This is a genomic window from Streptomyces roseoviridis, from assembly GCF_039535235.1.
Classification (GTDB): domain Bacteria; phylum Actinomycetota; class Actinomycetes; order Streptomycetales; family Streptomycetaceae; genus Streptomyces; species Streptomyces roseoviridis.
The window spans coordinates 1,596,655-1,618,793 of record NZ_BAAAWU010000001.1 but is presented as its reverse complement, the minus strand read 5'-3'; the positions used below and the strand labels follow the sequence as shown (position 1 = coordinate 1,618,793).

The window sequence follows — 22,139 nt, the reverse complement described above, 5'->3', positions numbered from 1 at the left end:
GGACCCGGAGACGTTCAGAGGTTGATTTGAGGTTTCGGCGCGACAAGGCGGGTACGAGCGAACGGGCCGTGCCCCGGCGCGCGCAGAACTGCGTTCGTGGGTTGCCGTTCAGGGAGCGGGCGTCAGGGGAGGCGCCGTACCCGGGCCGGTGCTCAGGGGGCCGCGCGGAGGCCCATCGCCGGGAACTCCGACACCACCGTGCACGAGCCGGGCGCGATCTCCGTGAAGCCCGCGTCCCGCACCACCGGCAGCCCGCCCGACGTGAGGCGCGCCCAGCGCGCCGGGTCGGCCGTCCGCACCGCGAGCGGGAAACCGGCCGCACGCCAGGTCTTCCGGTCGGCGTCCGACAGCTCCCACCACAGCAACTGCGCGCCGTGCCCGGCCTGCGCCATGGTCTTGCCCGCCGACATGTCGAGCTCGGGGTTGAGCCACAGCACGGCGGCCCCCTCCGGCACGGGGCCCGGTTCGGCGGGATCGTCCAGGTCGGTGCCGGACACCTGGAGCTTGACCAGCTCCTTGGGCCAGCCGTCCAGCGGGACGGGCGGGAAGACCCGTACCTCGGCCGGACTCGTGACGTCGACGGCGCCACTGCCGGCACCGGCCTCGGCCGTGCCGCCGTCGCCCGTGGCGCCGTGGCCCGTGCCGCCGTCGCCCGTGCCCGTCACGGTGATGCCCGGCAGGGCCGCCGCCCGGCGCCACTCCGCACCGCGCGCCCGGCGCACCACCTTGCGGATCCGGGCGTCCTCCCAGTCCGTCATGGCCCGGGCCCACTCGCCCTCGCCGAGCGACCGTTCGTCGGCCAGGATCTCCAGGACCGCCCGGGCCGCTGTCTCCAGGGCATCGGTACGGGCCGGCGGCGCCGCCCGCTCGATGCGGACCACGAGGGGAAGGACGAACTGCGGCTTCTCGTCCCGGGAATCGTCACGGACGTCGGTGTCGTTGCTGCTCACCCGGCAAGTCTGCCACCGCCGGAACGGATGCCCGTACGAGCGATTCTTGTAGGAATGGGAGCCTCCGGGACAGGATGCCCCCATGAAGAGTGATCTTTTCGCCAGTGAGCACCTCGCCGAGGCGGCGACGTTTCCGGGGATGACCCTCCAGAACGCCAAGTCGGTCAAGTACAGCGTCAACGGGGAGATGCACGCCCGGCAGGGCTCGATGATCGCCTTCCGGGGGAACCTCCAGTTCGAGCACAAGAGCCAGGGCCTCGGCGGCCTGCTCAAGCGCGCGGTGACGGGCGAGGGGCTGGCGCTGATGGCCGTACGCGGCCAGGGCGAGGCGTGGTTCGCCCACGAGGCGCAGAACTGTTTCATCGTGGAGATCGAGCAGGGCGACGCCCTGACCGTCAACGGCCGCAACGTGCTGTGCTTCGACCCCACGCTCCGCTACGAGATCAAGACGGTGAAGGGCGCCGGCATGACCGGCGGCGGCCTGTTCAACAGCGTCTTCACCGGCTACGGCAAGATCGCCCTGGTCTGCGAGGGCACGCCCATCGTCATCCCGGTCGCCCCGCACGACCCGGTCTTCGTCGACACGGACGCCGTCGTCGGCTGGAGCGAGCAGCTCCACACCTCGCTGCACCGCTCGCAGTCCTTCGGGTCGATGATCCGGGGCGGTTCGGGCGAGGCGGTGCAGCTGAAGCTGGAGGGGCAGGGCTTCGTCATCGTCCGCCCGAGCGAGGCGGTCCCGCAGAAGCCGACCGGCTGACCCGGACCGACCGCCGTGCGAGGGGCGGACGCGGCGTACGCGGTGACGGCGGGCCGCGTCCACCGCACCGAGCGGGTAGCTTCCGCGCCCCCGCGGCCGGTCGCGCCCCCGCCCCTGGCCCGTGTCACCGCAGCAGGCGGTACGGAACTCCCGGCCGGCCTGCCCGGGGTCCCGGAAGCCACCCGTGAGGGAAACCGATGGACCCTCACGGTCGACGCGTCGCGCTCCGACGCCGTGCTGCGCGCCCTGCTCGACGCGGGCTGGCGCGGCGGCGGCCGGGCCCGGCCGGCTCCCACCTCGCCGGGATCCTCACCGCGACCGCGGCCGTCCTGCTCGTCGCCGCCGTCACGGTCCTCGGCGTGACGGCCGTGAGCGACCACCGCGGTGAGGCGCCCCTCGCCGCCGGCGGGGGCGGACTGCTCGCCGCCACCGCGTGCGTCCTGACCGGCGCGGCCATCGGCACCCTCACCAGCCGCCCCTTGATCGCCTCCCGCGGCCGGTCCCTCGCGGCCCTCCTCCTGGGCGCCCTCGCCCTGGTCACCACCGGTTCCCCGGCCCACGCCGCCGTCGCTTCCCTCGTCACCGGCGACCGGACCTCCACCGTCCCCCTGCCGTGGCCCGCCCTCGCGGGCGCCGTGGTGCTCGCGGCCGCCTCGGCGGCGTTCGCGAGCCGGGCCACGGCACGGCGGGGATGAGTACGCTCGACGGTATGGACGACAAGACGGAAACGCGTGCGTACTGCGAACCCCCGAGCGAGCGTCCCGGGCCCGTGACGGCGGGCGAGGGCCCCTTCGCGGAGTGCGTGCTGTGCCGGGAGCCGACCGAGTACCCGGAATCGACCAAGGGCATCACCCTCTGCCCCGTGTGCGAGTGGCGCGAGGCGGAGCGGACGGCCTGCTCGGGCTGACCGGCCCGTCGGCGCCCGGGCACTCCGGCGGTCAGTCGGTCTCGCACCCGATGCCGTCACCGTCCCGGTCAAGGCGGTGCGGGTCGTCGGGGCCGACCCGGACGGGGCCCGGAAGGTCCGAGCAGTCGACATCGGGCGCCCCGGCGGGAGGACCGTCCGGGAGACCTGGGCGTGCCGGGGCCTTCGGAGCCGGTGACTCGCGGGGAGCGACAGGAGATTCCGGCTGCCCTGGACACGCGCTCCACTGGCCGGCTCCGGCCTGCCGGGCGGCGGCCTCGGCGGCGGAGAGCCTGGTCCAGTGCTTGTCGTTGGGCGGGTGGAGGACCGCCTCGGCGTGACCGCTGCGCACGAGGGACTCGTTGACGAACGTGCCCTGCGCGTTCCACACGTACAGCAGGTGGCGGTCGTAGCGGTCGACCAGTTCGACGTCGCGTTGGGCGCGGATACGGCTGCCCGGCGGCAGGAGCGCGGTGGTGCGGGCGGTCGCGTCGTCGGCGAAACAGGCACCGCGCTCGGGGGTGTCGATGCCCAGGAGCCTCACACGGGCGACATCGTCCTTCGGCAGGATCCGGCCGTCGCCGCGCACCTCGAGCGTGTCGCCGTCGATGATGCGGAGCACCACGACGCGCGGCGGAGCCGCCGGGGGCGGGCTCGGCTTCGTGGTCGGGGTGCCCGGGAGGACATCGGACGGCTCGACGGGCGGCTTCGTCGTGTGCGTGGGCGCGTCGGGTCGGGGTGTGTCGGACGGCTGAGCCGTGGAGGTCCGTGTCGGCTCCGTCGTGCCGGAGGCGGGCTCCCGGCCCTCGTCGAGCAGTGCCCCGAGGCCGCCGAGGCCCACGAGAAGGCCGAAGAGCACCAAGATCGCGGTCATCAAGGGATGCTTCGGGCGTCTGCGCCCTCTGGGTCCACGTGGCTCGCCCGAACGGTGACCCCAGGACTGCCGGCGCCAGGCGTTCGGGTCCGGCGGAGGAGAAGGGCACATGGCGCCCTCCACGGAAGGAAAGTCCTGCGTCACCAGTACAGCACCGGGCTGACCACGGAACCACCCGGGCACTCCGGACGCTCGGAGGCGGCCTGAGGTGGTGACACGGACGCACGGTGCCGACGCCCCGGTCGGCAGGATGGACCCCGTGGGAAGTCGCACCACCGCTCCTGACCCACAGGAGAATCATCGAGGGCCGTGCTGGCGGCCCTAACGGCTCATCAGCTCCGACACCTTCACGAAGCGGAAGCCCCGCGACCGAAGCTCCGGGACGATTCGGCGGACGGCCTGCTCCGTCACCGGGGCGGCGCTGCGGGTGCAGTGCAGGACGACCAGGGAGCCCGGCTTCACTCCGGCGAGGACCTGGTCGGCGACGGCGTCGGGGTCCTTGGCGAAGGCGTCGCCGCTGACGACGTCCCACTGCACGGCGGTGACTCCGGACGGGGCGAGGGCGCGGCGGGCGTCGTCGTCGTAGCAGCCGCCGGGGAAGCGGAAGTACGGGACGACGTTGACGGCGCCCGCGTCGCGGAAGGCGTCGAAGGCGCGCTGGACGTCGGCCGCCATGTCGGCGCGGGGCACGGTCGGCAGCCCGTAGCAGGGCGCGGCGAAGGCGTAGTGGCTGAAGGAGTGGTTGGCGATCTCGAAGAGCGGATCGGTCCCGATGGAACGCGCCTGCTCCGGGTACTCCTCCGCCCAGCGGCCCGTCATGAACACCGTCGCGTCCACCTTCAGACGGCGCAGGGTCGCGATCAGCTGGGGGTTGTCGAAGCGCTCGCCCCGCGCGGCGCGCGGGCCCTGGTCGGCCGTCATGTCGGCGTCGAAGGTGAGCGCCACGACCTTCTCCGCGCTCGTCGCCCGGTGGGTGTAGACGGGCGCAAGACCGCCGGCCGCCGGGGCGAGCGTCGGCACCCTACGGGCGGGCCGGGCCGGCGCGGCCTGGTGGCCGGGCGCGGGCGGGGCCGCCTTCGCGGCGGGAGCCCTGGAGGCCACCGGTGCGGGCCGCTCGGCCGCGCCCCCGCCGCAGCCGACAAGAACGGCACCCAAGAGGGCAAGGGCCGACAGTCTTCGTACAGGAATGGTCACCCACGGAAATTAACCGATCATCGGGTGAGCAGCCGCCTCCGGCACTCCGCCACGTCGAAGTCGGCCTCCGGGTACCGCGGATCCAGCTCCTCCAGGTGTTCCAGGAGCAGGGTGCTGATGGCCCAGTTGCGGTACCACTTGCGGTCGGCCGGGACCAGGAACCACGGAGTGCGGTCGGTCGCGCAGCGGGCGAGGGCGATCTCGTATGCCTCCTGGTAGTCGGGCCACAGGGCGCGTTCGTCGATGTCGCCGGGGCTGAACTTCCAGTGCTTGTCCGGGTTGTCCAGGCGCTCCAGGAGCCGGGCGCGCTGTTCCTCGTACGAGAGGTGGAGGAAGACCTTCACCAGGGTCACCCCGTCGTCGGCGAGGGACCTCTCGAAGGCGTCGATCTGCCCGTAGCGCTCCTCCAGCTCCTCCGGCGGGGCCAGGCCGCGGACCCGGGCGATCAGGACGTCCTCGTAGTGGGACCGGTCGAAGATGCCGATCTCGCCGGGGCGCGGGAGGGCCTGGGTGATCCGCCACAGGAACGGGTGGGCGCGCTCCTCCTCCGTCGGGGCCTTGAAGGCGCGGACGCGGCAGCCGGACGGGTTGAAGTGGCCGATCACGTGTTTGACCGTGCCGCCCTTGCCGCTGGTGTCCATGCCCTGGAGCACGAGGAGCACCCGGCGCCGGTCGCCGGCCGTGCTCGCCGCGTAGAGGCGTTCCTGGAGCTCGGCGAGCCGGGGGCCGAGCTCGGTGGCGGCGGCGACGCCGGCCGTCTTGCCGGGCGGGCCGCCGGGGGTCGCGGCGGCGTCGTACGCGCGGAGGTCGATCCGCTCGCCCACGGGGAGCTTCAGCAGCTCCCGCAGGGATCCCCGGGGCGTGGTGGTGTGGTCGCTCGGCATCCGCTCTCGCCTTCCCCAGCCGGTGACCGGCCGCTGTCCGGTCGCTCGTCCGGCCGCTGTCCCGTCGGTGTCCGTCCGGCGCCCGTCTACCCCGTCGCGCCGCCGCTGCTACCGATCCTGCGCGTCCAGCGCCGGTGCCACCACCGCGAAGGCCCGGTCGAGCAGCTCCAGCGGGTCCTCGGCCGCGTCGCTGTCGGCCCAGTGCTGGAGCGCCGTGTGGAAGGCGACCAGGGCCGTGCCCGCCGCCAGCCCCGGGTACAGGTCCCGGGCCGGGTCCTGCCCCCGGCGGCCGGCCAGCTCCGCCGCCAGGGCCTCCCGCCAGTGGGCCTGCCGTTCCAGGAAGCGGGCGAGGAGCGCGGGCGTCCGCAGGATCAGCTGCACCACGCGCAGGGCTCGGGCCGCGTGGTCGGGGTGGCGGTCGGTGCAGGCCGCGAGCGGTACGGCGACGGCGTGCCGCAGGGACGCGGACGGGGGTTCACCGGCCGGGCGGGCGGCGAGGGCGGCGTGGATGTCGGCGCCCATGCCCGACAGGAACTGCACGACCACGTCCTCCTTGGAGGCGAAATAGCGGAAGAACGTCCGCTTCGACACTCCGGCGTCGGTCGCGATCTCGTCCACCGTGACCGCGTCGAAGCCCTTCAGGGCGAGCAGCTGGAGCGCCGACTCGGTGAGTTCGGTCGCCACGAGGAGGCGCTTGCGCTCGGCGAGGCTGAGGGCGGGAGTGGCTGGAGTGGCTGGAGCGGCGGGACCGGCGACAGCGGCAGGACCGGCGGTACCGCCGGAGTCGCCGGAGGCCGGGGCGGCGGAGGCGGGGGCGTTGGAAGTCCGGTCGGAGGGAGCGGGCGTCGTCGCGTCGGTGGGCATGCCCCGATCCTAGTCCCGCCACTGTCACTCGGAGAACTACTTGACACCGAGTGACACGAACGGCAGCGTGTGCCGCATGACCTTGAACGAGCAGCAGCGCTGGAACGCCGACCTCATCCCCGACCTCACCGGGCGCGTCTTCGTGGTCACCGGCGCCAACAGCGGCCTCGGCCTCGCCACCGCCCGCGAGCTCGCCCGGCACGGCGGACACGTCGTGCTCGCCGTCCGCGACGAACGCAGGGGGCGCGCGGCGGCCGAGGCCCTGACCCGGGAGGTGTCGGGCGCCCGCCTGGACGTGCGGCGGCTCGACCTCGCCGACCTCGACTCCGTACGGGAATGCGCCGCCAAGCTGCGCGCCGACCACGAGCGGATCGACGTCCTCGTCAACAACGCCGGCGTCATGGCGCCGCCCCGCACCCTCAGCGCCCAGGGCCACGAACTCCAGTTCGCCGTCAACCACCTCGGCCACTTCGCCCTCACCGGGCTCCTGCTCGACCGCCTGGCCGCCGGCCGCGACGCCCGGGTCGTCACCGTCAGCTCGCTCCAGCACCGCAAGGGCCGGATCGACCTCGACGCCCTGGAGGACGGAGACAGCGTCCGCCGCTACTCGCCCATGGGCTCCTACAACCGGTCCAAGCTGGCCAACGCCGTCTTCGGGCACCAGCTCCACCAGCGCCTGACAGCGGCCGGCAGCCCGGTGCGCAGCCTCCTCGCCCACCCCGGCTACACCGCCACCAACCTCCAGAACGAGACCCCGGTCGCCGTCGTCCGGCTGGTCTTCGGCCGCGTCCTCGGCCCGCTGCTCGCCCAGGCCCCGCAGGCCGGGGCGCTGCCCCAGCTCTACGCGGCGACGGCCCCGGACGTGGAGGGCGGGGCGTTCATCGGGCCGGACGGCCGGGGCGAGCTGCGCGGCGCGCCGACGCGGGTGGCGCTCGCACCGGCGGCGGCCGATCCGGAGACCGGCCGCCGCCTGTGGGAGTTGTCCGAGACGCTCACCGGGGTGCGGTTCGCGCCCCTGAGCTGACCGGCACCCGGGCCGCCACCGGCACCCGCCTCACCCCCCAGGCAGCCCCGCCGCCGGCACCGGCACCGGCACCGGGCGCCCCTGGACTGACCGGCACCCGGGCCGGCACCGGCACCCGCCTCACCCCGCAGGCAACCCCGCGACCGGCACCGGCGCCGTGGCCGGCGTGTCGGACCGTACGGGGCTCAGCGCCACGGCCCCGTCACCGCGAACGTCGTCCCCGGCGTATAGCAGTTGACGTACATCGTCGAACCGTCCGGCGAGAAGGTCACGCCCGCGAACTCGCCCCACTCCGGGGCCTCCGGAGTGCCGATGTTCTGGGCGCCGCGCGCCACCGGGTACACCCGGCCCTTCCGGTCGACCCCGTACACGTGCTGGCCGCCGTCGCCGTCCTCGCAGACCATCAGGCCGCCGGTCGGCGCCAGACAGATGTTGTCCGGCGACTCGCCCGGGAGCTGGATGTCGGTGCTCGGGCCGAAGACCACGACGAGGGTGAGCCGGCGCCGGTGCGGCTCGTACTTCCAGACCTGGCCGAAGTGGGTCGCCCCGGAGCCGTCCCTGGTCCGGGCGAAGGACGACACGAAGTACACCGCGCCCGGGCCGTTCCCGCGCCCGCCCCAGTAGCAGCCCTCCAGCTTCTGGGCGTGGGTGATGCCCCTGGGGCCGAAGTCCTGGAGCCGGATGGGGGTGGTGACCGCCTGCGGGTCCGGTACGGGCACCCACTCGACGCCCTCGAAGCAGGCGCCGGTCTCCTGGACCACCGACAGGTCCGGCACGCCCGGCACCCGCATCGCCTCCAGGGCGCCGCCCGCGCGCAGCGAACCGGTGCCGCCGAGCGGCTTGTTCGGCAGGAAGCGGTAGAACAGCCCGAAGGGGTGCTGGAAGGCGTCCTCCGTCTCGTACACGATGCCGCTCCTCGGATCGACCGCGACGGCCTCGTGCTGGAAGCGGCCCATGGCGGTGAGCGGTACGGCGCCGGTGCGGCGCGGATCGGCACCGTCGACCTCGAAGACGAAGCCGTGGTCCTTGGTGTAGCCGTTCGTGCCTGCCTTGTCCTCGGTCTCCTCGCAGGTGAGCCAGGTGCCCCAAGGAGTCGGCCCGCCCGCGCAGTTGACGGCGGTGCCGGCGACGCCGACCCGCTCGTCCAGGACGTCGTGGCGCCCGTCGAGGGTGAGGACGGTGCAGCCGCCCTTGGCCGCCGGGTCGTAGGTGAGGCCCTCGACGGTGGGGACGCCCAGCCGGGCGGTGGCCCGGTTCTCGTGGTTCCGTATCAGGTGGATCCGGCCACGCGGGCCGGCGAACGCACCCATGCCGTCGTGGTTGCCGGGGACCACGCCCTCGCCGGAGCGCAGCCGTTCGCCCTGCCGGGAGAGGACCTTGTAGGAGAAGCCGGCCGGGAGGTCGAGCAGGCCGGCCGGGTCGGGGAGCAGCGGGCCGTAGCCGGCGCGGCTCCCCAGGGGCGAGGCGGCGGCGGTGCCGGCGAAGAGTTCGGAGACGGCGCCGGTGAAGGCGATGCCGGCGACGGACGCGCCGGTACGGGCGAGGATCTGACGTCGTGTTGCGGACATGAGGCAACAACCCGTTTCCTGTTGGCGGACAGTGAGGGTGGTGTGACGTATGACCCGCATGTGTGTATCACGCAAGGTGGTGACACGTGAACATGCGGGACACACGTTGCCTCGGGTTACGGAGGATCAGACGAGCTCGGCGTCGAGCGTGATCGTCGTCCCCGTCAGCGCCTGGCTCACCGGGCAGTTCTTCTTCGCGTCCTCGGCGAGCGCCTGGAACTGCTCGGCGTCCAGGCCGGGCACCTCGCCGCGCACGGTGAGGTGGCTGCCGGTGATGCCCTTGCCCGGGACGAAGGTGACCTCGGCCTTGGTGTCCAGACGGGTCGGCGGGGTGTCGTTCTTCGCGAGGATGTTGGAGAACGCCATGTTGTAGCAGGAGGAGTGCGCGGCGGCGATCAGCTCCTCGGGGCTGGTCACCCCGTTCGGCTCCTCGGTGCGGGCCGGCCAGGACACCGGGTAGGAGCCGATGCCGGAGGAGTCGAGCGTCACGGTGCCCGACCCCTTGAGCAGATCGCCCTCCCAGACGTTGTGGGCGGTACGCGTAGCGGCCATGGTGGATCCCTTCTCATCGGGTACGGCCCCCAAGCTACTGCGCGACGAGTCCCTTCGCGTCCCGTGCCAGGGCGGTGAGCCGGGAGATCGCCCGGAAGTACTTCTTCTTGTACCCGCCGTTCAGCATCTCGTCGCTGAACAGCTTGTCGAAGGGCATGCCGGAGGCGAGCACCGGGATCTCACGGTCGTAGAGCCGGTCGGCGAGGACGACGAGCCGCAGCGCGGTCGACTGGTCGGGGACCGGCCGCACGTCGGTGAGGCAGACCGCCGTCAGGTCGTCGGTGAGCGCCCCGTACCGGCTCGGGTGCACCCTGGCCAGGTGTTCGAGCAGGTGCGGGAAGTCGTCGAGGGAGGCGCCGGGCGTGGCGTACGCGGCCTTGGTGACGACGTCGTCGGTGTACGGGGCCGGGGCCTCCGGCAGGCCGCGGTGGCGGTAGTCCTCGCCGTCGATCCGCAGCGGCCGGAAGTGCGCCGACAGGCCCTGGATCTCGCGGAGGAAGTCGGCGGCGGCGAACCGGCCCTCGCCGAGCTTGCCGGGCAGCGTGTTGGAGGTCGCGGCGAGCGCCACGCCCGCGTCGACCAGCTTGCCGAGCAGGGTGGAGACCAGGACGGTGTCGCCCGGGTCGTCCAGCTCGAACTCGTCGATGCACAGGAGCCGGTGCCCGCTGAGCGTCTTCACGGTCTGCTGGAAGCCGAGGGCCCCCACCAGGTTGGTCAGCTCCACGAAGGTGCCGAAGGCCTTGAGCGCGGGCTCGGCCGGGGTGGCGTGCCACAGGGAGGCGAGCAGGTGGGTCTTGCCGACGCCGTAGCCGCCGTCGAGGTAGATCCCGCGGGGGCCGGCCGGCGCGGCGGACTTCTTCGGGGCGCGGGAGAACCAGCGGCGCTTCCCGGCGCCGGAGGCGTGGGCGCCGCCGAGGCCCTCGGCGAAGGCGCCGAGCACCTTGACGGCTTCGATCTGGCTCGGCTGGTGAGGGTCGGGGATGTACGTGTCGAAGCGCACCGAGTCGAACCGGGGCGGCGGCACCATCTCCGCCACGAGCCGGTCGGCGGGGACGTGGGGCTCTCGGGAGCACAGCGAGAGGGGGGCCGCTTCGGTGGAAGCCGCTTCGGTCATGGCACGGGTCGACACAGTTCCCCACTGTAAGCGCCATGTCAGACTGCGGGGATGCGACGCCTGTTCCCTGTGACGGACATGACAGCCGCCGGCACGCCGGCCTCCGACACCGCGGCCGCCTCGGACAGGGAGTGGTCCCTCGACGAGCTCGCCGACGCCTACGCCTATCCGGCGGAGGCCGCCTTCGGACCCTGGCTGCGCGCCAACATGGTCTCCTCGCTGGACGGGGCCGGCCAGCACGACGGCCGCTCCCAGCCGCTGTCCTCCGAGGAGGACATGCGGATCTTCGGGACCCTGCGGGCCCTGGCCGACGTGGTCGTCGTCGGCGCCGAGACCGTACGTCTGGAGGGCTACCGCCCGGCGCGGGCGCGGGAGGTCTTCGCGGCCCGCCGGGCGGCGGCGGGCCAGGGGCCGGCGCCGGTGATCGCCGTCGTGACGGCCTCGCTGGACCTGGATTTCTCGCTTCCGCTTTTCACCGAGCCCCTGGTGCCGACCCTCGTCCTCACCGGCGCCGCGTCCTCTCCGGAGCGGCGGGCGGAGGCCGAGCGGGCGGGCGTGGAGGTGGTGATCGCCGGAGACGGTCCCGGGGTGGAGCCGGAGCGCGCGGTGGCGGCCCTCGCGGAGCGCGGTCTGCGGCGCCAGCTGACCGAGGGCGGACCCCGTCTGCTCGGGCAGTTCGTCGCCGCGGGAGTGCTCGACGAACTGTGTCTGACGGTCTCGCCGACCATGACGGCGGGAGGTGCCCAGCGGATCGCCCAGGGGCCCTCCGTCGAGGTTCCGAAACGCTTCGCCGTGGCGGCGGTGCTGGAGCAGGACGGCTTCCTCTTCACCCGCTACCGTCGGATCTGACAATCGGCGGAATTTGTCGTTCCGCTTAGCGTCAGCTGGGCACAATCACTCTCGCAATCCCCGTGCGGGCACGGGGAAGGATGGTTTCCGCAGAAGGGCTCCTGAGGTGTTCACAAGCGTTCTGATGATCGAGAAGCCCCTGACGTCCGTCGACGTGGATTTCGTCACCACCCTGCACGGCGACGAGGGCGTTTCCTTCATCGTTCTGATGCAGCCGCGCGGTGACCAGGCCGATGTACTGCTGCGCGCCATCGACGACGTCGCCCTGGGCGAACTGAAGGAAGCGGCCCGCGAGGGCGAGAAGCCGGAGGGCGAGGAGGCCCGGCCGCTGGCCGAGCAGGCACTGGAACGCTCCCTCCAGGCGCTGAGAGACGCCGGCTGCGAGGCGGTCGGACAGGTGGTCGAGGACCACCCCCTGGACAAGATGAAGTCCGTGGTCGACGAGGTGAACGCCGACGAGGTGATCGTGCTGACCGCCCCGCACTACGTGGAGGAGTTCTTCCACCGCGACTGGGCGTCCCGGGCCCGCCACAAGGTCGGCGTCCCGGTCCTGAAGCTGTTCGCGCACAGCGAGGAGTAACCGCTCCGCGGCGGCCGGCCCGGGCGCCCGCCCGGGCCGGCCGCCCCCAGCCACTAGGCTGGACCGCGACAGTTCGCCGCAGCATCCGCACGTACTCCGGGGAGAGAACCGCATGGCACCCGCCATCCCTGCCGCCATGGAACGGCCGCACTTCATCGGCATCGGCGGTGCCGGAATGTCGGGCATCGCGAAGATCCTCGCCCAGCGCGGCGCCGAGGTCTCCGGCAGCGACGCCAAGGAGTCGGCGACCGCCGCGTCCCTGCGCGCCCTGGGCGCCACCGTGCACATCGGCCACGCCGCCGGGCACCTCGCCGACGACGCCACCGCCGTCGTCGTCTCCAGCGCCATCCGTGCCGACAACCCCGAGCTGGCCCGCGCCGCCGAACTCGGCATCCCGGTCGTCCACCGCTCCGACGCGCTCGCCTCCCTCATGGACGGCCTCAGCGCGATCGCCGTCGCCGGCACCCACGGCAAGACCACCACGACCTCGATGCTGGCCGTCGCCCTCACCGAGCTCGGTCTCGACCCGTCGTACGCCATCGGCGGCGACCTCGCCGGCCCCGGCACCAACGCCCGGCACGGCGACGGCCGGATCTTCGTGGCCGAGGCCGACGAGAGCGACCGCAGCTTCCAGAAGTACGACCCCGAGGTCGCCATCGTCCTCAACGTCGAGCTGGACCACCACGCGAACTACGCGTCGATGGACGAGATCTACGAGTCCTTCGAGGCCTTCGCCGCCAAGATCCGCCCCGGCGGCACCCTCGTCGTCGGCGAGCACGCGGGCGCCCGCGAGCTGGCCCGCCGGGTCGCCGGACGCGAGGGCCTGAGCGTGCTCACGGTCGGCGAGTCCGAGGACTCCGACGCCCGCATCCTGAAGATCGTCCCGAACGGGATGAAGAGCGAGGTCACCGTCGCCCTCGACGGCACCGAGCACACCTTCACCGTCTCCGTGCCCGGCCGCCACTACGCGCACAACGCCGCCGCCGCCCTGGCCGCCGGCTCCCGCGTCGGCATCGACCCGGCCGAGCTCGCGCAGGCCCTCACCGCCTACACCGGCGTCGGCCGCCGCCTCCAGCTCAAGGGCGAGGCCGCGGACGTCCAGGTCATCGACTCGTACGCGCACCACCCCACCGAGATGACCGCCGACCTGGAGGCCATGCGCGGCGCCGCCGGGGCCTCCCGGCTCCTCGTCGTCTTCCAGCCGCACCTCTTCTCCCGCACCCAGGAGCTGGGCCGGGAGATGGGCGAGGCCCTCGCGCTCGCCGACGCCTCCGTGGTCCTGGACATCTACCCCGCCCGCGAGGACCCGATCCCCGGCGTCACCAGCGAGCTGATCATCGCCGCGGCCGTCGCCGCGGGCGCCGACGTCACGCCCGTCCACGACAAGGCGACCGTCCCCGACGTGATCGCGGGAATGGTGAAGCCCGGCGACATGGTTCTGACGATGGGCGCGGGCGACGTCACCGACCTGGGCCCGGAGATCCTTGACCGGCTCGGCCGGCTTGGCCGGCTTGCGCAGTAGGGAAGCAGGGAGCGAGCTCATGGCGTACGAGGTCGAGAAGACCGACGAGGAATGGCGGGCCGAACTGACCCCGGCGGAGTACCAGGTGCTCCGGCAGGCCGGCACCGAACCCGCCTTCCGCGGTGAGTACACGGACACGAAGACGAAGGGCGTCTACTCCTGCCGCGCCTGCGGAGCGGAGCTCTTCACCTCGAACGAGAAGTTCGAGTCGCACTGCGGCTGGCCGTCCTTCTACGACCCGAAGGACAGCGACGCGGTCGAACTGGTCACCGACACCTCCCACGGCATGGTCCGCACCGAGGTCCGCTGCGCCCGCTGCGGCTCCCACCTGGGCCATGTCTTCGAGGGCGAGGGCTACCCCACCCCGACGGACCAGCGCTACTGCATCAACTCGATCTCACTGCGGCTGGAGCCGCAGGAGAGCTGAGCCGTACGGCACCACCGGACCCGGAGGAGAGCCGAGCCCCCGGCACCCCGGCACCACCGGACCCGGACCCGAGCCGGCCCGCGCACCCGCGCGGGCCGGCTCGGTCGTTTCCGAAGACCCTCAGTCGCTCTCGGGGCCCTCCTCCGGCGCCGCCGCCCCGCACACCGGGCACAGCCCCCGGTACGTGATCTCCACGCCCGTCACCGTGAAGCCGAAGCGCTCCGTGTCCGGCAGGCCGACCATCGGGTCGCCCTCGGGGTGGACGTCGCGGACCGTGCCGCAGCCCGCGCAGACCAGGTGCTGGTGGGCACGGTGGGCGTTCGGGTCGTAGCGCTTGGCGCGGCCCACGCTGGAGACCTCGATCACCTCGCCGAGCGACGCCAGCTCGCCCAGCGTGTTGTAGACGGTGGCGCGGGAGATCTCCGGCAACCGCTCCGTCGCGCGCGCCAGCACCTCGTCCGCCGTCAGGTGGATGTGCTCGCCGTCGAGGACCTCGGCGACCACGCGGCGCTGGGCGGTCATCCGCCAGCCGCGTCGGCGAAGCCGTTCCAGCAGGTTGCTCATGGTCACCCAGCCTTGCACCGCGACAGCAGAACGATTCGGCCACATCGAGCGCGGGTCGGTCTGACCGTCGTATTGACTTGGACTGAGTCCACCATAGGATCTACTCCAGTAGTAGCCAAGAGGGTGTGCACCGGCCACACCGATACCCACACCGGCGCCTCGGCAGTCATACCCGAGCTCGCGATCCGAATGGTTCGGAAGGAAGACCCGATGTCTGAGCAGAATCACGATCCGCTGGTCACCGAAGACGAGGCGGCGAAGGGCGTCGGCGGCTGCCCGGTCGCGCACGACCGCGCCCCGCACCCCACCCAGGGCGGCGGCAACCGCCAGTGGTGGCCGGAGCGGCTGAACCTGAAGATCCTCGCCAAGAACCCGGCCGTGGCGAACCCCCTCGGCGAGGACTTCGACTACGCCGAGGCGTTCAAGGCCCTCGACCTCGCGGCCGTCAAGCGGGACATCGCCGAGGTGCTCACCACCTCCCAGGACTGGTGGCCGGCCGACTTCGGCAACTACGGCCCGCTGATGATCCGCATGGCCTGGCACAGCGCCGGCACCTACCGCATCAGCGACGGCCGCGGCGGCGCCGGCGCCGGCCAGCAGCGCTTCGCGCCGCTGAACAGCTGGCCGGACAACGGCAACCTGGACAAGGCCCGCCGTCTGCTGTGGCCGGTCAAGAAGAAGTACGGCCAGAGCATCTCCTGGGCCGACCTCATGATCCTCACCGGCAACGTCGCCCTGGAGACGATGGGCTTCAAGACCTTCGGCTTCGCCGGCGGCCGCGAGGACGTCTGGGAGGCCGAGGAGGACGTCTACTGGGGCCCCGAGACCACCTGGCTCGGCGGTGACGAGCGCTACAGCGGCGACCGCGAGCTGGAGAGCCCGCTCGGCGCCGTCCAGATGGGCCTCATCTACGTCAACCCCGAGGGCCCCAACGGCAACCCGGACCCGATCGCCGCGGCCCGCGACATCCGCGAGACCTTCCGCCGGATGGCGATGAACGACGAGGAAACCGTCGCCCTCATCGCCGGTGGCCACACCTTCGGCAAGGCCCACGGTGCCGGCCCGGCCGACAACGTCGGCGCCGACCCCGAGGCCGCCCCGCTGGAGCAGCAGGGCCTCGGCTGGAAGAACTCGTACGGCTCCGGCAAGGGCGCCGACGCGATCACCTCCGGCCTGGAGGTCACCTGGACCACCACCCCGGCCAAGTGGGGCCACGACTTCTTCAAGCACCTCTTCGAGTACGACTACGAGCTCACCAAGAGCCCGGCCGGCGCCCACCAGTGGGTCGCCAAGGACGCCCCGGAGATCATCCCGGACGCGTACGACGCGGAGAAGAAGTACCGCCCGACGATGCTCACCACCGACCTGTCGCTGCGCTTCGACCCGGTCTACGAGCAGATCTCGCGCCGCTTCTACGAGAACCCGGAGCAGTTCGAGGACGCCTTCGCCCGCGCCTGGTACAAGCTGACCCACCGTGACCTCGGTCCGGTCGTCCGCTACCTCGGCCCGGAGGTCCCCTCCGAGGTCCTCCTGTGGCAGGACCCGCTGCCGGCCCGTTCGTACGAGCTGATCGACGACGCCGACATCGCCTCCCTCAAGGAGCGCATCCTCGGCTCGGAGCTCACCGTCACCCAGCTGGTCTCCGCCGCCTGGGCCGCCGCCTCCTCCTTCCGCGGCAGCGACAAGCGCGGCGGCGCCAACGGCGGCCGCATCCGCCTGGAGCCGCAGCGCAACTGGGAGGTCAACAACCCGGACGAGCTCGCCCAGGTGCTGCGCGTCCTGGAGGGCATCCAGGAGTCCTTCAACTCCGCCCAGACCGGCGGCAAGCAGGTCTCCCTCGCCGACCTCGTCGTCCTCGCGGGCACCGCGGCCGTCGAGAAGGCGGCCAAGGACGCCGGCCTCGACATCCAGGTCCCGTTCACGGCCGGCCGCGTCGACGCCTCCCAGGAGCAGACGGACGTCGAGTCCTTCGCCGCCCTGGAGCCGGCCGCCGACGGCTTCCGCAACTACGTGGGCAAGGGTCAGCGCCTGCCCGCCGAGTACCTGCTGCTCGACAAGGCGAACCTGCTCACCCTCTCCGCCCCGGAGACCACGGTCCTCGTCGGCGGCCTGCGCGCCCTGGGCGTGACCCAGCCGCAGACCTCGCTCGGCGTGTTCACCGAGACCCCCGGCACGCTGACGAACGACTTCTTCGTCAACCTGCTCGACCTCGGCACGACCTGGAAGTCCACCTCCGCCGACCAGACCACGTTCGAGGGCCGCGACGCGGCCACCGGCGAGGTCAAGTGGACCGGCACCCGCGCCGACCTGGTCTTCGGCTCGAACTCCGAGCTGCGCGCGCTCGCCGAGGTGTACGCCTCCGACGACGCGAAGGAGAAGTTCGCGAAGGACTTCGTCGCGGCCTGGAGCAAGGTCATGGACCTGGACCGGTTCGACCTCCGCTGACCTTGCCGTAACACCGCGTCGGCCTCCACACCCCCCGGGGGGGGCGTGGAGGCCGACGTCGCGTTCCGCCCGCCTTCTCCCGCGACGGCCACCTGCGCATACGGCGCGCCAGGGCCTGAGAACCGGCCCCTCGCTGTGGGGCGGTTGGACTAGTCTCCTTCCCCGTGGACCAGCTGACCGCCGAAGACCCGTCGCACATAGGCCCCTACCGCCTCATCGCCCGCTTGGGCGCCGGCGGCATGGGCCGCGTCTACCTCGCCCGCTCCGAAGGCGGGCGCACGGTCGCGGTCAAGGTCGTGCAGACCGAGTTCGCCCAGCACGCCGAATTCCGCGCGCGGTTCGCGCGCGAGGTCACCGCCGCGAAGCGGGTCGGCGGGGCCTGGACCGCGGCCGTGCTCGACGCGGACACGGACGCGGAGACGCCCTGGGTCGCGACCCAGTACGTTCCCGGACCCGACCTGCACGCCGTCGTGGCCGAGCAGCACGGGCCGTTGCCCGAGCACTCGGTGCGGGTCCTGGCCAACCGGCTCGCGCTCGCCCTGCAGGGCATCCACGAGGCGGGCCTCGTCCACCGCGACCTCAAGCCGTCCAACGTCCTGGTCACCGTGGACGGGCCCCGGGTCATCGACTTCGGTATCGCCCGGGCGCTGGACGGCGTCAGCGGGGACAGCCTGCAGACCCGCACGGGCATGGTGATCGGATCGCCCGGCTTCATGTCGCCGGAGCAGGTGCGCGGGCTCCACGTCACCGCCGCTTCCGACGTGTTCTGCCTGGGTTCCGTCCTCGCCTACGCCGCCACGGGACGCCAGCCCTTCGGAGTGAGCGGCATCGGGCTGCACGCCCAGTTGTTCCGGGTCGCCGAGGAGGAGCCCGACCTCGACGGGGTGCCGGAGGCGCTCCTCGGACTCGTACGGGAATGCCTGCGGAAAGACCCGGCCCAACGGCCCACACCGGAGCAGATCGCCGCCCGCACCACCACAGAGGTCGCCGACGAATGGCTGCCGGGCGCGCTGCTCGGCCGACTGGGGCGGCACGCGGCACAGTTGCTGGACTTCGATCCGCTGCGGCCGCACACGGCCCTCGTGCCGGGTCAGGTTCCGACTCCGCCGGCACCTGCCCGGCCTGTGCCGACCCCCCGGCCCGTACCCGCGCCCGCCGCACCTCAGCCCGTGCAGGCGCCCGCCACGCCTCAGCCCGTGCAGGCGCCCCCCGGGCATCAGCCCGTGCAGGCGCCTGCCGCGTCCCCGTCGGAGCTGCTCGCGCAGGCGCCCACGGTGGGGCCGGGGCACGACGAGACGGCACGCTCGCACCTGTCGGCGCAGACCCCGGAACGGCGGCGTCGCCCGGCCGTCGTGGCGGGAACGGCAGCCGTCGTGGTGCTCGTCACCGTCGGCGGCCTGCTCGCGCTCCGCCCGTGGCAGGGCGGGGCGGGGGAACCGCCTTCGCCGAGTGCTCCGAAGGCGTTGCAGGGGAGCTGGGAGGCGCGACTGAGCAAGGGCGACCTGCGCGCGGAGGGGGCGCTCGCACGCCTGCTCGTCGACGCGACGGGCACCGTCCAGTACTCCCTGCTCAACGAGGTGCGGCTGTGCGTCTGGGAAAGCAGCATCACCGCCTCCAGAAGCGACGCGATCAAGCTCGGCTCGAGCCGGCTGAAGAGAGCAAGCCCCCAGTCCGAGGCGGAACGGTGCGAAGACACCACCGAGGACTACAGCTCGTCCCGCCCGGACGGTAACGGGGCGTTCGTCGCCTCGTGGAACGGTGCGTTCGAGTGGGAAGACGACCCGAGCTTCTACGACCGCCACAATGACGGACAGACCTCCTACGAACCTGCCCTGTTCGAGAAGGCGCCGCCCGCCACGGGCGCGCTGCCGGAGAAGTTCCGGGGCTCGTGGAGCGGTCGGGCGGCGGACGGCACCTACCGCTTCGACGTCACGATGGGTCAGGGGGCGGCGAAACGCGACATTCGTCTCGTCTCCATCAGCGCGGTCGGCGAGAGGTGCACGTACAAGGCGGAGGTGTTCTCCCAGGAGCCGACCCGGCTCCGCACCACGCCCGCGGAGCTCGCCGACAGCAAGCAGCCGTCGGGCTGCTCCAGAAGCGCCCCCTCTTTGACGTTCTGGGCGAGCGAGGACAAGGGAAGACGGAAGCTGTCCTCCGGTCCCCTCCGCGGCGCCGACACACCCTGGGCCGAGGCCGTCCACTGGGTGGCAGAGCTGAAGGAAGTAAGCGAATGATCACGAGGAGGGGCGGGCACATGGCCGTCACGAGAAGGCTGTTCATGGGCGGGTTCACGGCCGGGGCCGTGACCGTCGCCGTCGGAGCGACGGCGACGGAGGCCGAGGCGGCGGGGGAGACCACGACCTTCACCGGCCCCGTGGTCGCCCAGGGCCAGGTCACCGCACCGCGCTACTACGCGGCGGCGCCCGGCGAGGGGCTGTACGTCAAGTCGACCAACACCACCGGCAACGGGGCGACCGTCGTCCTGGAGGCGACCGAGGGCCCCGGCTCCGCCCTCAACGTCGTCTCCAAGAACCCCGTCACCTCGGCCATGTACCTGAAGGGCGTGGAGGCCGACCGCGGCACCCTCAAGATCGCTCACGTCGGCTACGCCGACGGCTCCGACCACGGCGCCTCCGCCCTCTCCATCGACCTCCAGACCAAGGGCACCGCCTCCCAGGGCATCTTCGTCACGGCGACCCAGGGCCCGACCTCCGGCGCCCTGCTGGTCCTGCGCAACAACGACGGCCGCGAGGACCTCACCGTCGAGGGCAACGGCCTCATCGGCATCGGCATCGACCGCGGCGCCAACCCGCGCGCCCAGGTCCACATCGTGCAGCGCACGGACAAGCCGGGTCTCCTCGTGGAGGGCACCGTCGAGATCGGGAACGTGACGACACCGCCCACCGGGACCGTCTCGGCCACGGGCGGCGGCGTCCTCTACTCCCAGGACGGCGACCTGTGGTGGCGCGAGAGCGGCGGCACGCCCCGCCGGATCGCCCTGGTCTAGGGGAGGGAGGAGAAACGATGGTGCAGCTCACGCCCGAAGAGCTGGTCGGCGAGTTCCAGGACGCCGTGGTCGAGCTCTACTTCGCCCGGAAGCGGATCCACGCCCTGGAGGCCGAGAACGCCGAGCTGAAGACCCGGCTGGCCGCGGCGCTGCCCCGCCAGGAGGAGGAGCCGCGGCCGTAGCGGGCGCCCTCAGTGGACGGACAGGCCGCCGTCCACGAAGATCGCCTGCCCCGTGACGTACGCGGAGGCCCGGCTCGCCAGGAAGACGGCCGCCCCCTCGAAGTCCTCGGCGAGCCCGTTCCGCCCGGTCATCGTGCGGGCGGCCAGCTCCGCGACCCGCGCCGGGTCGGAGGAGAGACGCACGTTCAGCGGGGTCATCACGAAGCCCGGGACCAGGGTGTTCACGGTGACCCCGTACGGCGACCACGCCTCCGCCTGCGAACGCGCCAGCGACTCGAGGGCGCCCTTCGACACCCCGTACGCACCGGACTGCACGAACGCCCGGTGCGCCTGCTGCGAGGTGACGTGGATGATCCGCCCGAAGCCCCGCTCGGCCATCCCCGGCCCGAAGCGCTGGCCGAGGAGGAACGGCGCCTCCAGGTTCACGGCCATCGTCCGGTCCCACACGTCCTCGGTGAGCTCCGACAGCGGCGGACGCAGGTTGATCCCGGCCGAGTTGACCAGGATGTCCGGCTCCCCGTACACGGCGGCGGCCGCCTCGGCCGCGGCCCGTATGCCCTCACGGGTGGAGAGGTCCCCGCTCACCCCGCCGGCCTCGGCACCGGCGGCGGTCAGCTCGTCGACGGCGGCCTTCCGCTCGGCCTCGCGCCGCGCCACGATCACCACGGACGCCCCGGCGCGGGCGAGCGCGCGGGCGATGGCCTTGCCGATCCCGGAACTGCCGCCGGTGACGAGGGCGGTGCGGCCGGAGAGGGAGAACAGGTCGTCCAGATAGGCCATTACAGGCGCTCGCACCCGGCCACGAACGCGCCCCAGGCGGCGGGCGCGAGGGCGAGCTGCGCGTCCTCGGGCCGCTTGGAGTCACGGACGTGGACGGTGCCGGGGCAGGCGGCGACCTCGACGCAGTCGTCGCCGGAACCGCCGCTGTACGTCGACTTGCGCCAGGCGAGCGCCACTTCGACGCAGTCACCGCTTCCGCCGCTGCTGTAGCTGCTCTTGAACCAGGCCAGGTCTGTGGTGCTCATGTCGCTCCTCGCATCTGCCGCAACAGGCTCGCGGAGTCTTCCAGGGTAAGAGCCTGTGACCGCATCCTGGCATACCGCATCTGGAGGATGCCGACGACTTTGGAGTCCGAGATCAGCACGCCGCTCTCCTGGCCTTCGGCGTAGGCGTACCAGCGGTTCTCGGGCGTCTCCAGTAACCGCATCGACCCATCGAGTCCCGCATGGTGCGCGCGGCTCAGCGGCATCACCTGGATCTCGATGTTGCGCTGCTCGGACATCCGCAGGATGTGCTCGATCTGCGCCCGGTGCACCTCCGGTCCGCCCGTCTCCCTCCGCAGCACGTGCTCCTCGATGATGAAGCTGTACGAGGTGTTGGGCCGCTCCGTGAGGAGTTTCTGCCGCTTCATGCGCGCGACGAGGTTCTCCTCGATCTCGGCGTCGCCCATCGGCGGCAACTGCTCCTCGAAGAGCGTCCGCGCGTACGGCTCGATCTGGAGCAGACCGGGAATCAACCGGCTCTCGTACGTGTAGAGGCACAGCGCGTTCCTCTCCAGCGCCGCCCACCGCCGGAACCAGTTCGCGAGCCCCGGTTCCCGCGACAGGTGCTTCGCCGCCCCCTTGATCGCCCCGAACCCGTCGAGGACCTCCTCCGACTTGTCCACGAGCTTCGGCGAGGGAAACCGCCGGCCCTGCTCCACGGAGGAGACCGTCTCCACCGAGTAGCCCACCTGCGGCGCGAACTCCTCCTGGGTGAGCCGCGCCCGCTTGCGGAACGCCTTGAGCACCTCCCCGAAGGTCTTCAGGCTGTCCGAGGTCTCAGGCTCCGCGTTGTCGTCCGTCGTCATCACGCACACCTCCCACCCCGTATGGTCAC

24 protein-coding genes are annotated in these 22,139 nt (G+C 72.5%); 12 read left to right on the top strand and 12 right to left on the bottom strand.

Annotation, left to right across the window (positions count from 1 at the left end; all coding sequences use genetic code 11):
- Window positions 1–152: 152 nt before the first annotated feature.
- Entirely contained in the window at window positions 153–950 is a 798-nt protein-coding gene (locus ABD954_RS07370) for a peptidyl-tRNA hydrolase (RefSeq protein ID WP_345484979.1), read from the bottom strand.
- 82 nt (window positions 951–1,032) lie between these two features.
- Between ABD954_RS07370 and ABD954_RS07365 the strand changes: the two genes are divergently transcribed.
- The 3 genes from ABD954_RS07365 to ABD954_RS07355 all read left to right on the top strand — a co-directional run bounded on the left by ABD954_RS07365 (window position 1,033) and on the right by ABD954_RS07355 (window position 2,614).
- Window positions 1,033–1,707, top strand: a complete 675-nt coding sequence (locus ABD954_RS07365; protein ID WP_345484978.1) for an AIM24 family protein — start codon at window positions 1,033–1,035, stop codon at window positions 1,705–1,707.
- 197 nt (window positions 1,708–1,904) lie between these two features.
- On the top strand, window positions 1,905–2,402 hold the full coding sequence (locus tag ABD954_RS07360) for a hypothetical protein (RefSeq protein ID WP_345484977.1): 498 nt from the start codon (window positions 1,905–1,907) through the stop codon (window positions 2,400–2,402).
- Between the two features lie 14 nt (window positions 2,403–2,416).
- On the top strand, window positions 2,417–2,614 hold the full coding sequence (locus ABD954_RS07355; RefSeq protein WP_345484976.1) for a hypothetical protein: 198 nt from the start codon (window positions 2,417–2,419) through the stop codon (window positions 2,612–2,614).
- A 31-nt stretch (window positions 2,615–2,645) separates the two neighbouring features.
- Here the strand turns inward: ABD954_RS07355 and ABD954_RS07350 are convergent, their stop codons facing one another.
- The 4 genes from ABD954_RS07350 to ABD954_RS07335 all read right to left on the bottom strand — a co-directional run bounded on the left by ABD954_RS07350 (window position 2,646) and on the right by ABD954_RS07335 (window position 6,427).
- Window positions 2,646–3,485, bottom strand: a complete 840-nt coding sequence (locus tag ABD954_RS07350) for a thermonuclease family protein (protein WP_345484975.1) — start codon at window positions 3,483–3,485, stop codon at window positions 2,646–2,648.
- Between the two features lie 321 nt (window positions 3,486–3,806).
- Window positions 3,807–4,658, bottom strand: coding sequence for a polysaccharide deacetylase family protein (locus ABD954_RS07345; protein WP_345492017.1), 852 nt, complete (start codon window positions 4,656–4,658; stop codon window positions 3,807–3,809).
- Window positions 4,659–4,696: 38 nt separating this feature from the next.
- A complete protein-coding gene (locus ABD954_RS07340; RefSeq protein ID WP_345484974.1) occupies window positions 4,697–5,563 on the bottom strand; it encodes a PPK2 family polyphosphate kinase in 867 nt (288 codons plus the stop codon).
- A gap of 108 nt (window positions 5,564–5,671) precedes the next feature.
- The gene (locus ABD954_RS07335; protein WP_345484973.1) at window positions 5,672–6,427 is read right to left on the bottom strand and encodes an acyl-CoA-like ligand-binding transcription factor; all 756 of its coding nucleotides are present in this window, start codon (window positions 6,425–6,427) and stop codon (window positions 5,672–5,674) included.
- Window positions 6,428–6,503: 76 nt separating this feature from the next.
- Between ABD954_RS07335 and ABD954_RS07330 the strand changes: the two genes are divergently transcribed.
- A complete protein-coding gene (locus ABD954_RS07330) occupies window positions 6,504–7,451 on the top strand; it encodes an oxidoreductase (RefSeq protein ID WP_382746068.1) in 948 nt (315 codons plus the stop codon).
- Between the two features lie 185 nt (window positions 7,452–7,636).
- Here ABD954_RS07330 and ABD954_RS07325 read toward each other — a convergent pair whose 3' ends face one another.
- From ABD954_RS07325 to zapE, 3 genes are all read right to left on the bottom strand, one after another.
- A complete protein-coding gene (locus ABD954_RS07325) occupies window positions 7,637–9,019 on the bottom strand; it encodes an alkaline phosphatase PhoX (RefSeq protein ID WP_345484972.1) in 1,383 nt (460 codons plus the stop codon).
- A gap of 126 nt (window positions 9,020–9,145) precedes the next feature.
- Window positions 9,146–9,571: an OsmC family protein gene (locus ABD954_RS07320; RefSeq protein WP_345484971.1), complete on the bottom strand. Its 426-nt coding sequence runs from the start codon at window positions 9,569–9,571 to the stop codon at window positions 9,146–9,148.
- Between the two features lie 34 nt (window positions 9,572–9,605).
- The gene (zapE, locus tag ABD954_RS07315) at window positions 9,606–10,685 is read right to left on the bottom strand and encodes a cell division protein ZapE (protein WP_345492013.1); all 1,080 of its coding nucleotides are present in this window, start codon (window positions 10,683–10,685) and stop codon (window positions 9,606–9,608) included.
- A gap of 51 nt (window positions 10,686–10,736) precedes the next feature.
- Between zapE and ABD954_RS07310 the strand changes: the two genes are divergently transcribed.
- From ABD954_RS07310 to msrB, 4 genes are all read left to right on the top strand, one after another.
- On the top strand, window positions 10,737–11,534 hold the full coding sequence (locus ABD954_RS07310) for a pyrimidine reductase family protein (protein WP_345484970.1): 798 nt from the start codon (window positions 10,737–10,739) through the stop codon (window positions 11,532–11,534).
- A gap of 106 nt (window positions 11,535–11,640) precedes the next feature.
- Window positions 11,641–12,114 carry an indole-3-glycerol phosphate synthase gene (locus ABD954_RS07305; protein ID WP_345484969.1) on the top strand — a complete coding sequence of 158 codons (474 nt, stop codon included), beginning with the start codon at window positions 11,641–11,643 and terminating at the stop codon, window positions 12,112–12,114.
- Between the two features lie 112 nt (window positions 12,115–12,226).
- A complete protein-coding gene (murC, locus tag ABD954_RS07300) occupies window positions 12,227–13,636 on the top strand; it encodes a UDP-N-acetylmuramate--L-alanine ligase (protein WP_345484968.1) in 1,410 nt (469 codons plus the stop codon).
- A 19-nt stretch (window positions 13,637–13,655) separates the two neighbouring features.
- Window positions 13,656–14,063 carry a peptide-methionine (R)-S-oxide reductase MsrB gene (gene msrB, locus ABD954_RS07295; RefSeq protein WP_345484967.1) on the top strand — a complete coding sequence of 136 codons (408 nt, stop codon included), beginning with the start codon at window positions 13,656–13,658 and terminating at the stop codon, window positions 14,061–14,063.
- Window positions 14,064–14,183: 120 nt separating this feature from the next.
- Here the strand turns inward: msrB and ABD954_RS07290 are convergent, their stop codons facing one another.
- Window positions 14,184–14,627 (bottom strand): Fur family transcriptional regulator, encoded by a 444-nt coding sequence (locus tag ABD954_RS07290; protein WP_345484966.1) that lies wholly within the window; start codon window positions 14,625–14,627, stop codon window positions 14,184–14,186.
- Between the two features lie 210 nt (window positions 14,628–14,837).
- Between ABD954_RS07290 and katG the strand changes: the two genes are divergently transcribed.
- The 4 genes from katG to ABD954_RS07270 all read left to right on the top strand — a co-directional run bounded on the left by katG (window position 14,838) and on the right by ABD954_RS07270 (window position 20,261).
- Window positions 14,838–17,072 carry a catalase/peroxidase HPI gene (gene katG / locus ABD954_RS07285; RefSeq protein WP_345484965.1) on the top strand — a complete coding sequence of 745 codons (2,235 nt, stop codon included), beginning with the start codon at window positions 14,838–14,840 and terminating at the stop codon, window positions 17,070–17,072.
- 164 nt (window positions 17,073–17,236) lie between these two features.
- The gene (locus ABD954_RS07280; RefSeq protein WP_345484964.1) at window positions 17,237–19,306 is read left to right on the top strand and encodes a serine/threonine-protein kinase; all 2,070 of its coding nucleotides are present in this window, start codon (window positions 17,237–17,239) and stop codon (window positions 19,304–19,306) included.
- Between the two features lie 20 nt (window positions 19,307–19,326).
- Window positions 19,327–20,079, top strand: a complete 753-nt coding sequence (locus tag ABD954_RS07275) for a hyaluronoglucosaminidase (protein ID WP_345484963.1) — start codon at window positions 19,327–19,329, stop codon at window positions 20,077–20,079.
- A 17-nt stretch (window positions 20,080–20,096) separates the two neighbouring features.
- Window positions 20,097–20,261, top strand: coding sequence for a hypothetical protein (locus ABD954_RS07270; RefSeq protein WP_345484962.1), 165 nt, complete (start codon window positions 20,097–20,099; stop codon window positions 20,259–20,261).
- Window positions 20,262–20,270: 9 nt separating this feature from the next.
- Here ABD954_RS07270 and ABD954_RS07265 read toward each other — a convergent pair whose 3' ends face one another.
- The 3 genes from ABD954_RS07265 to ABD954_RS07255 are packed head-to-tail and all read right to left on the bottom strand — an operon-like array spanning window position 20,271 to window position 22,110.
- Window positions 20,271–21,041, bottom strand: a complete 771-nt coding sequence (locus tag ABD954_RS07265; protein WP_345492011.1) for an SDR family NAD(P)-dependent oxidoreductase — start codon at window positions 21,039–21,041, stop codon at window positions 20,271–20,273.
- Complete coding sequence (locus tag ABD954_RS07260; RefSeq protein ID WP_345484961.1) at window positions 21,041–21,286, bottom strand: DUF397 domain-containing protein; 246 nt, start codon at window positions 21,284–21,286, stop codon at window positions 21,041–21,043. The genes ABD954_RS07265 and ABD954_RS07260 overlap by 1 nt, the downstream gene beginning before the upstream one ends.
- Complete coding sequence (locus ABD954_RS07255; protein WP_345484960.1) at window positions 21,283–22,110, bottom strand: helix-turn-helix domain-containing protein; 828 nt, start codon at window positions 22,108–22,110, stop codon at window positions 21,283–21,285. The genes ABD954_RS07260 and ABD954_RS07255 overlap by 4 nt, the downstream gene beginning before the upstream one ends.
- Between the last annotated feature and the right edge of the window lie 29 nt (window positions 22,111–22,139).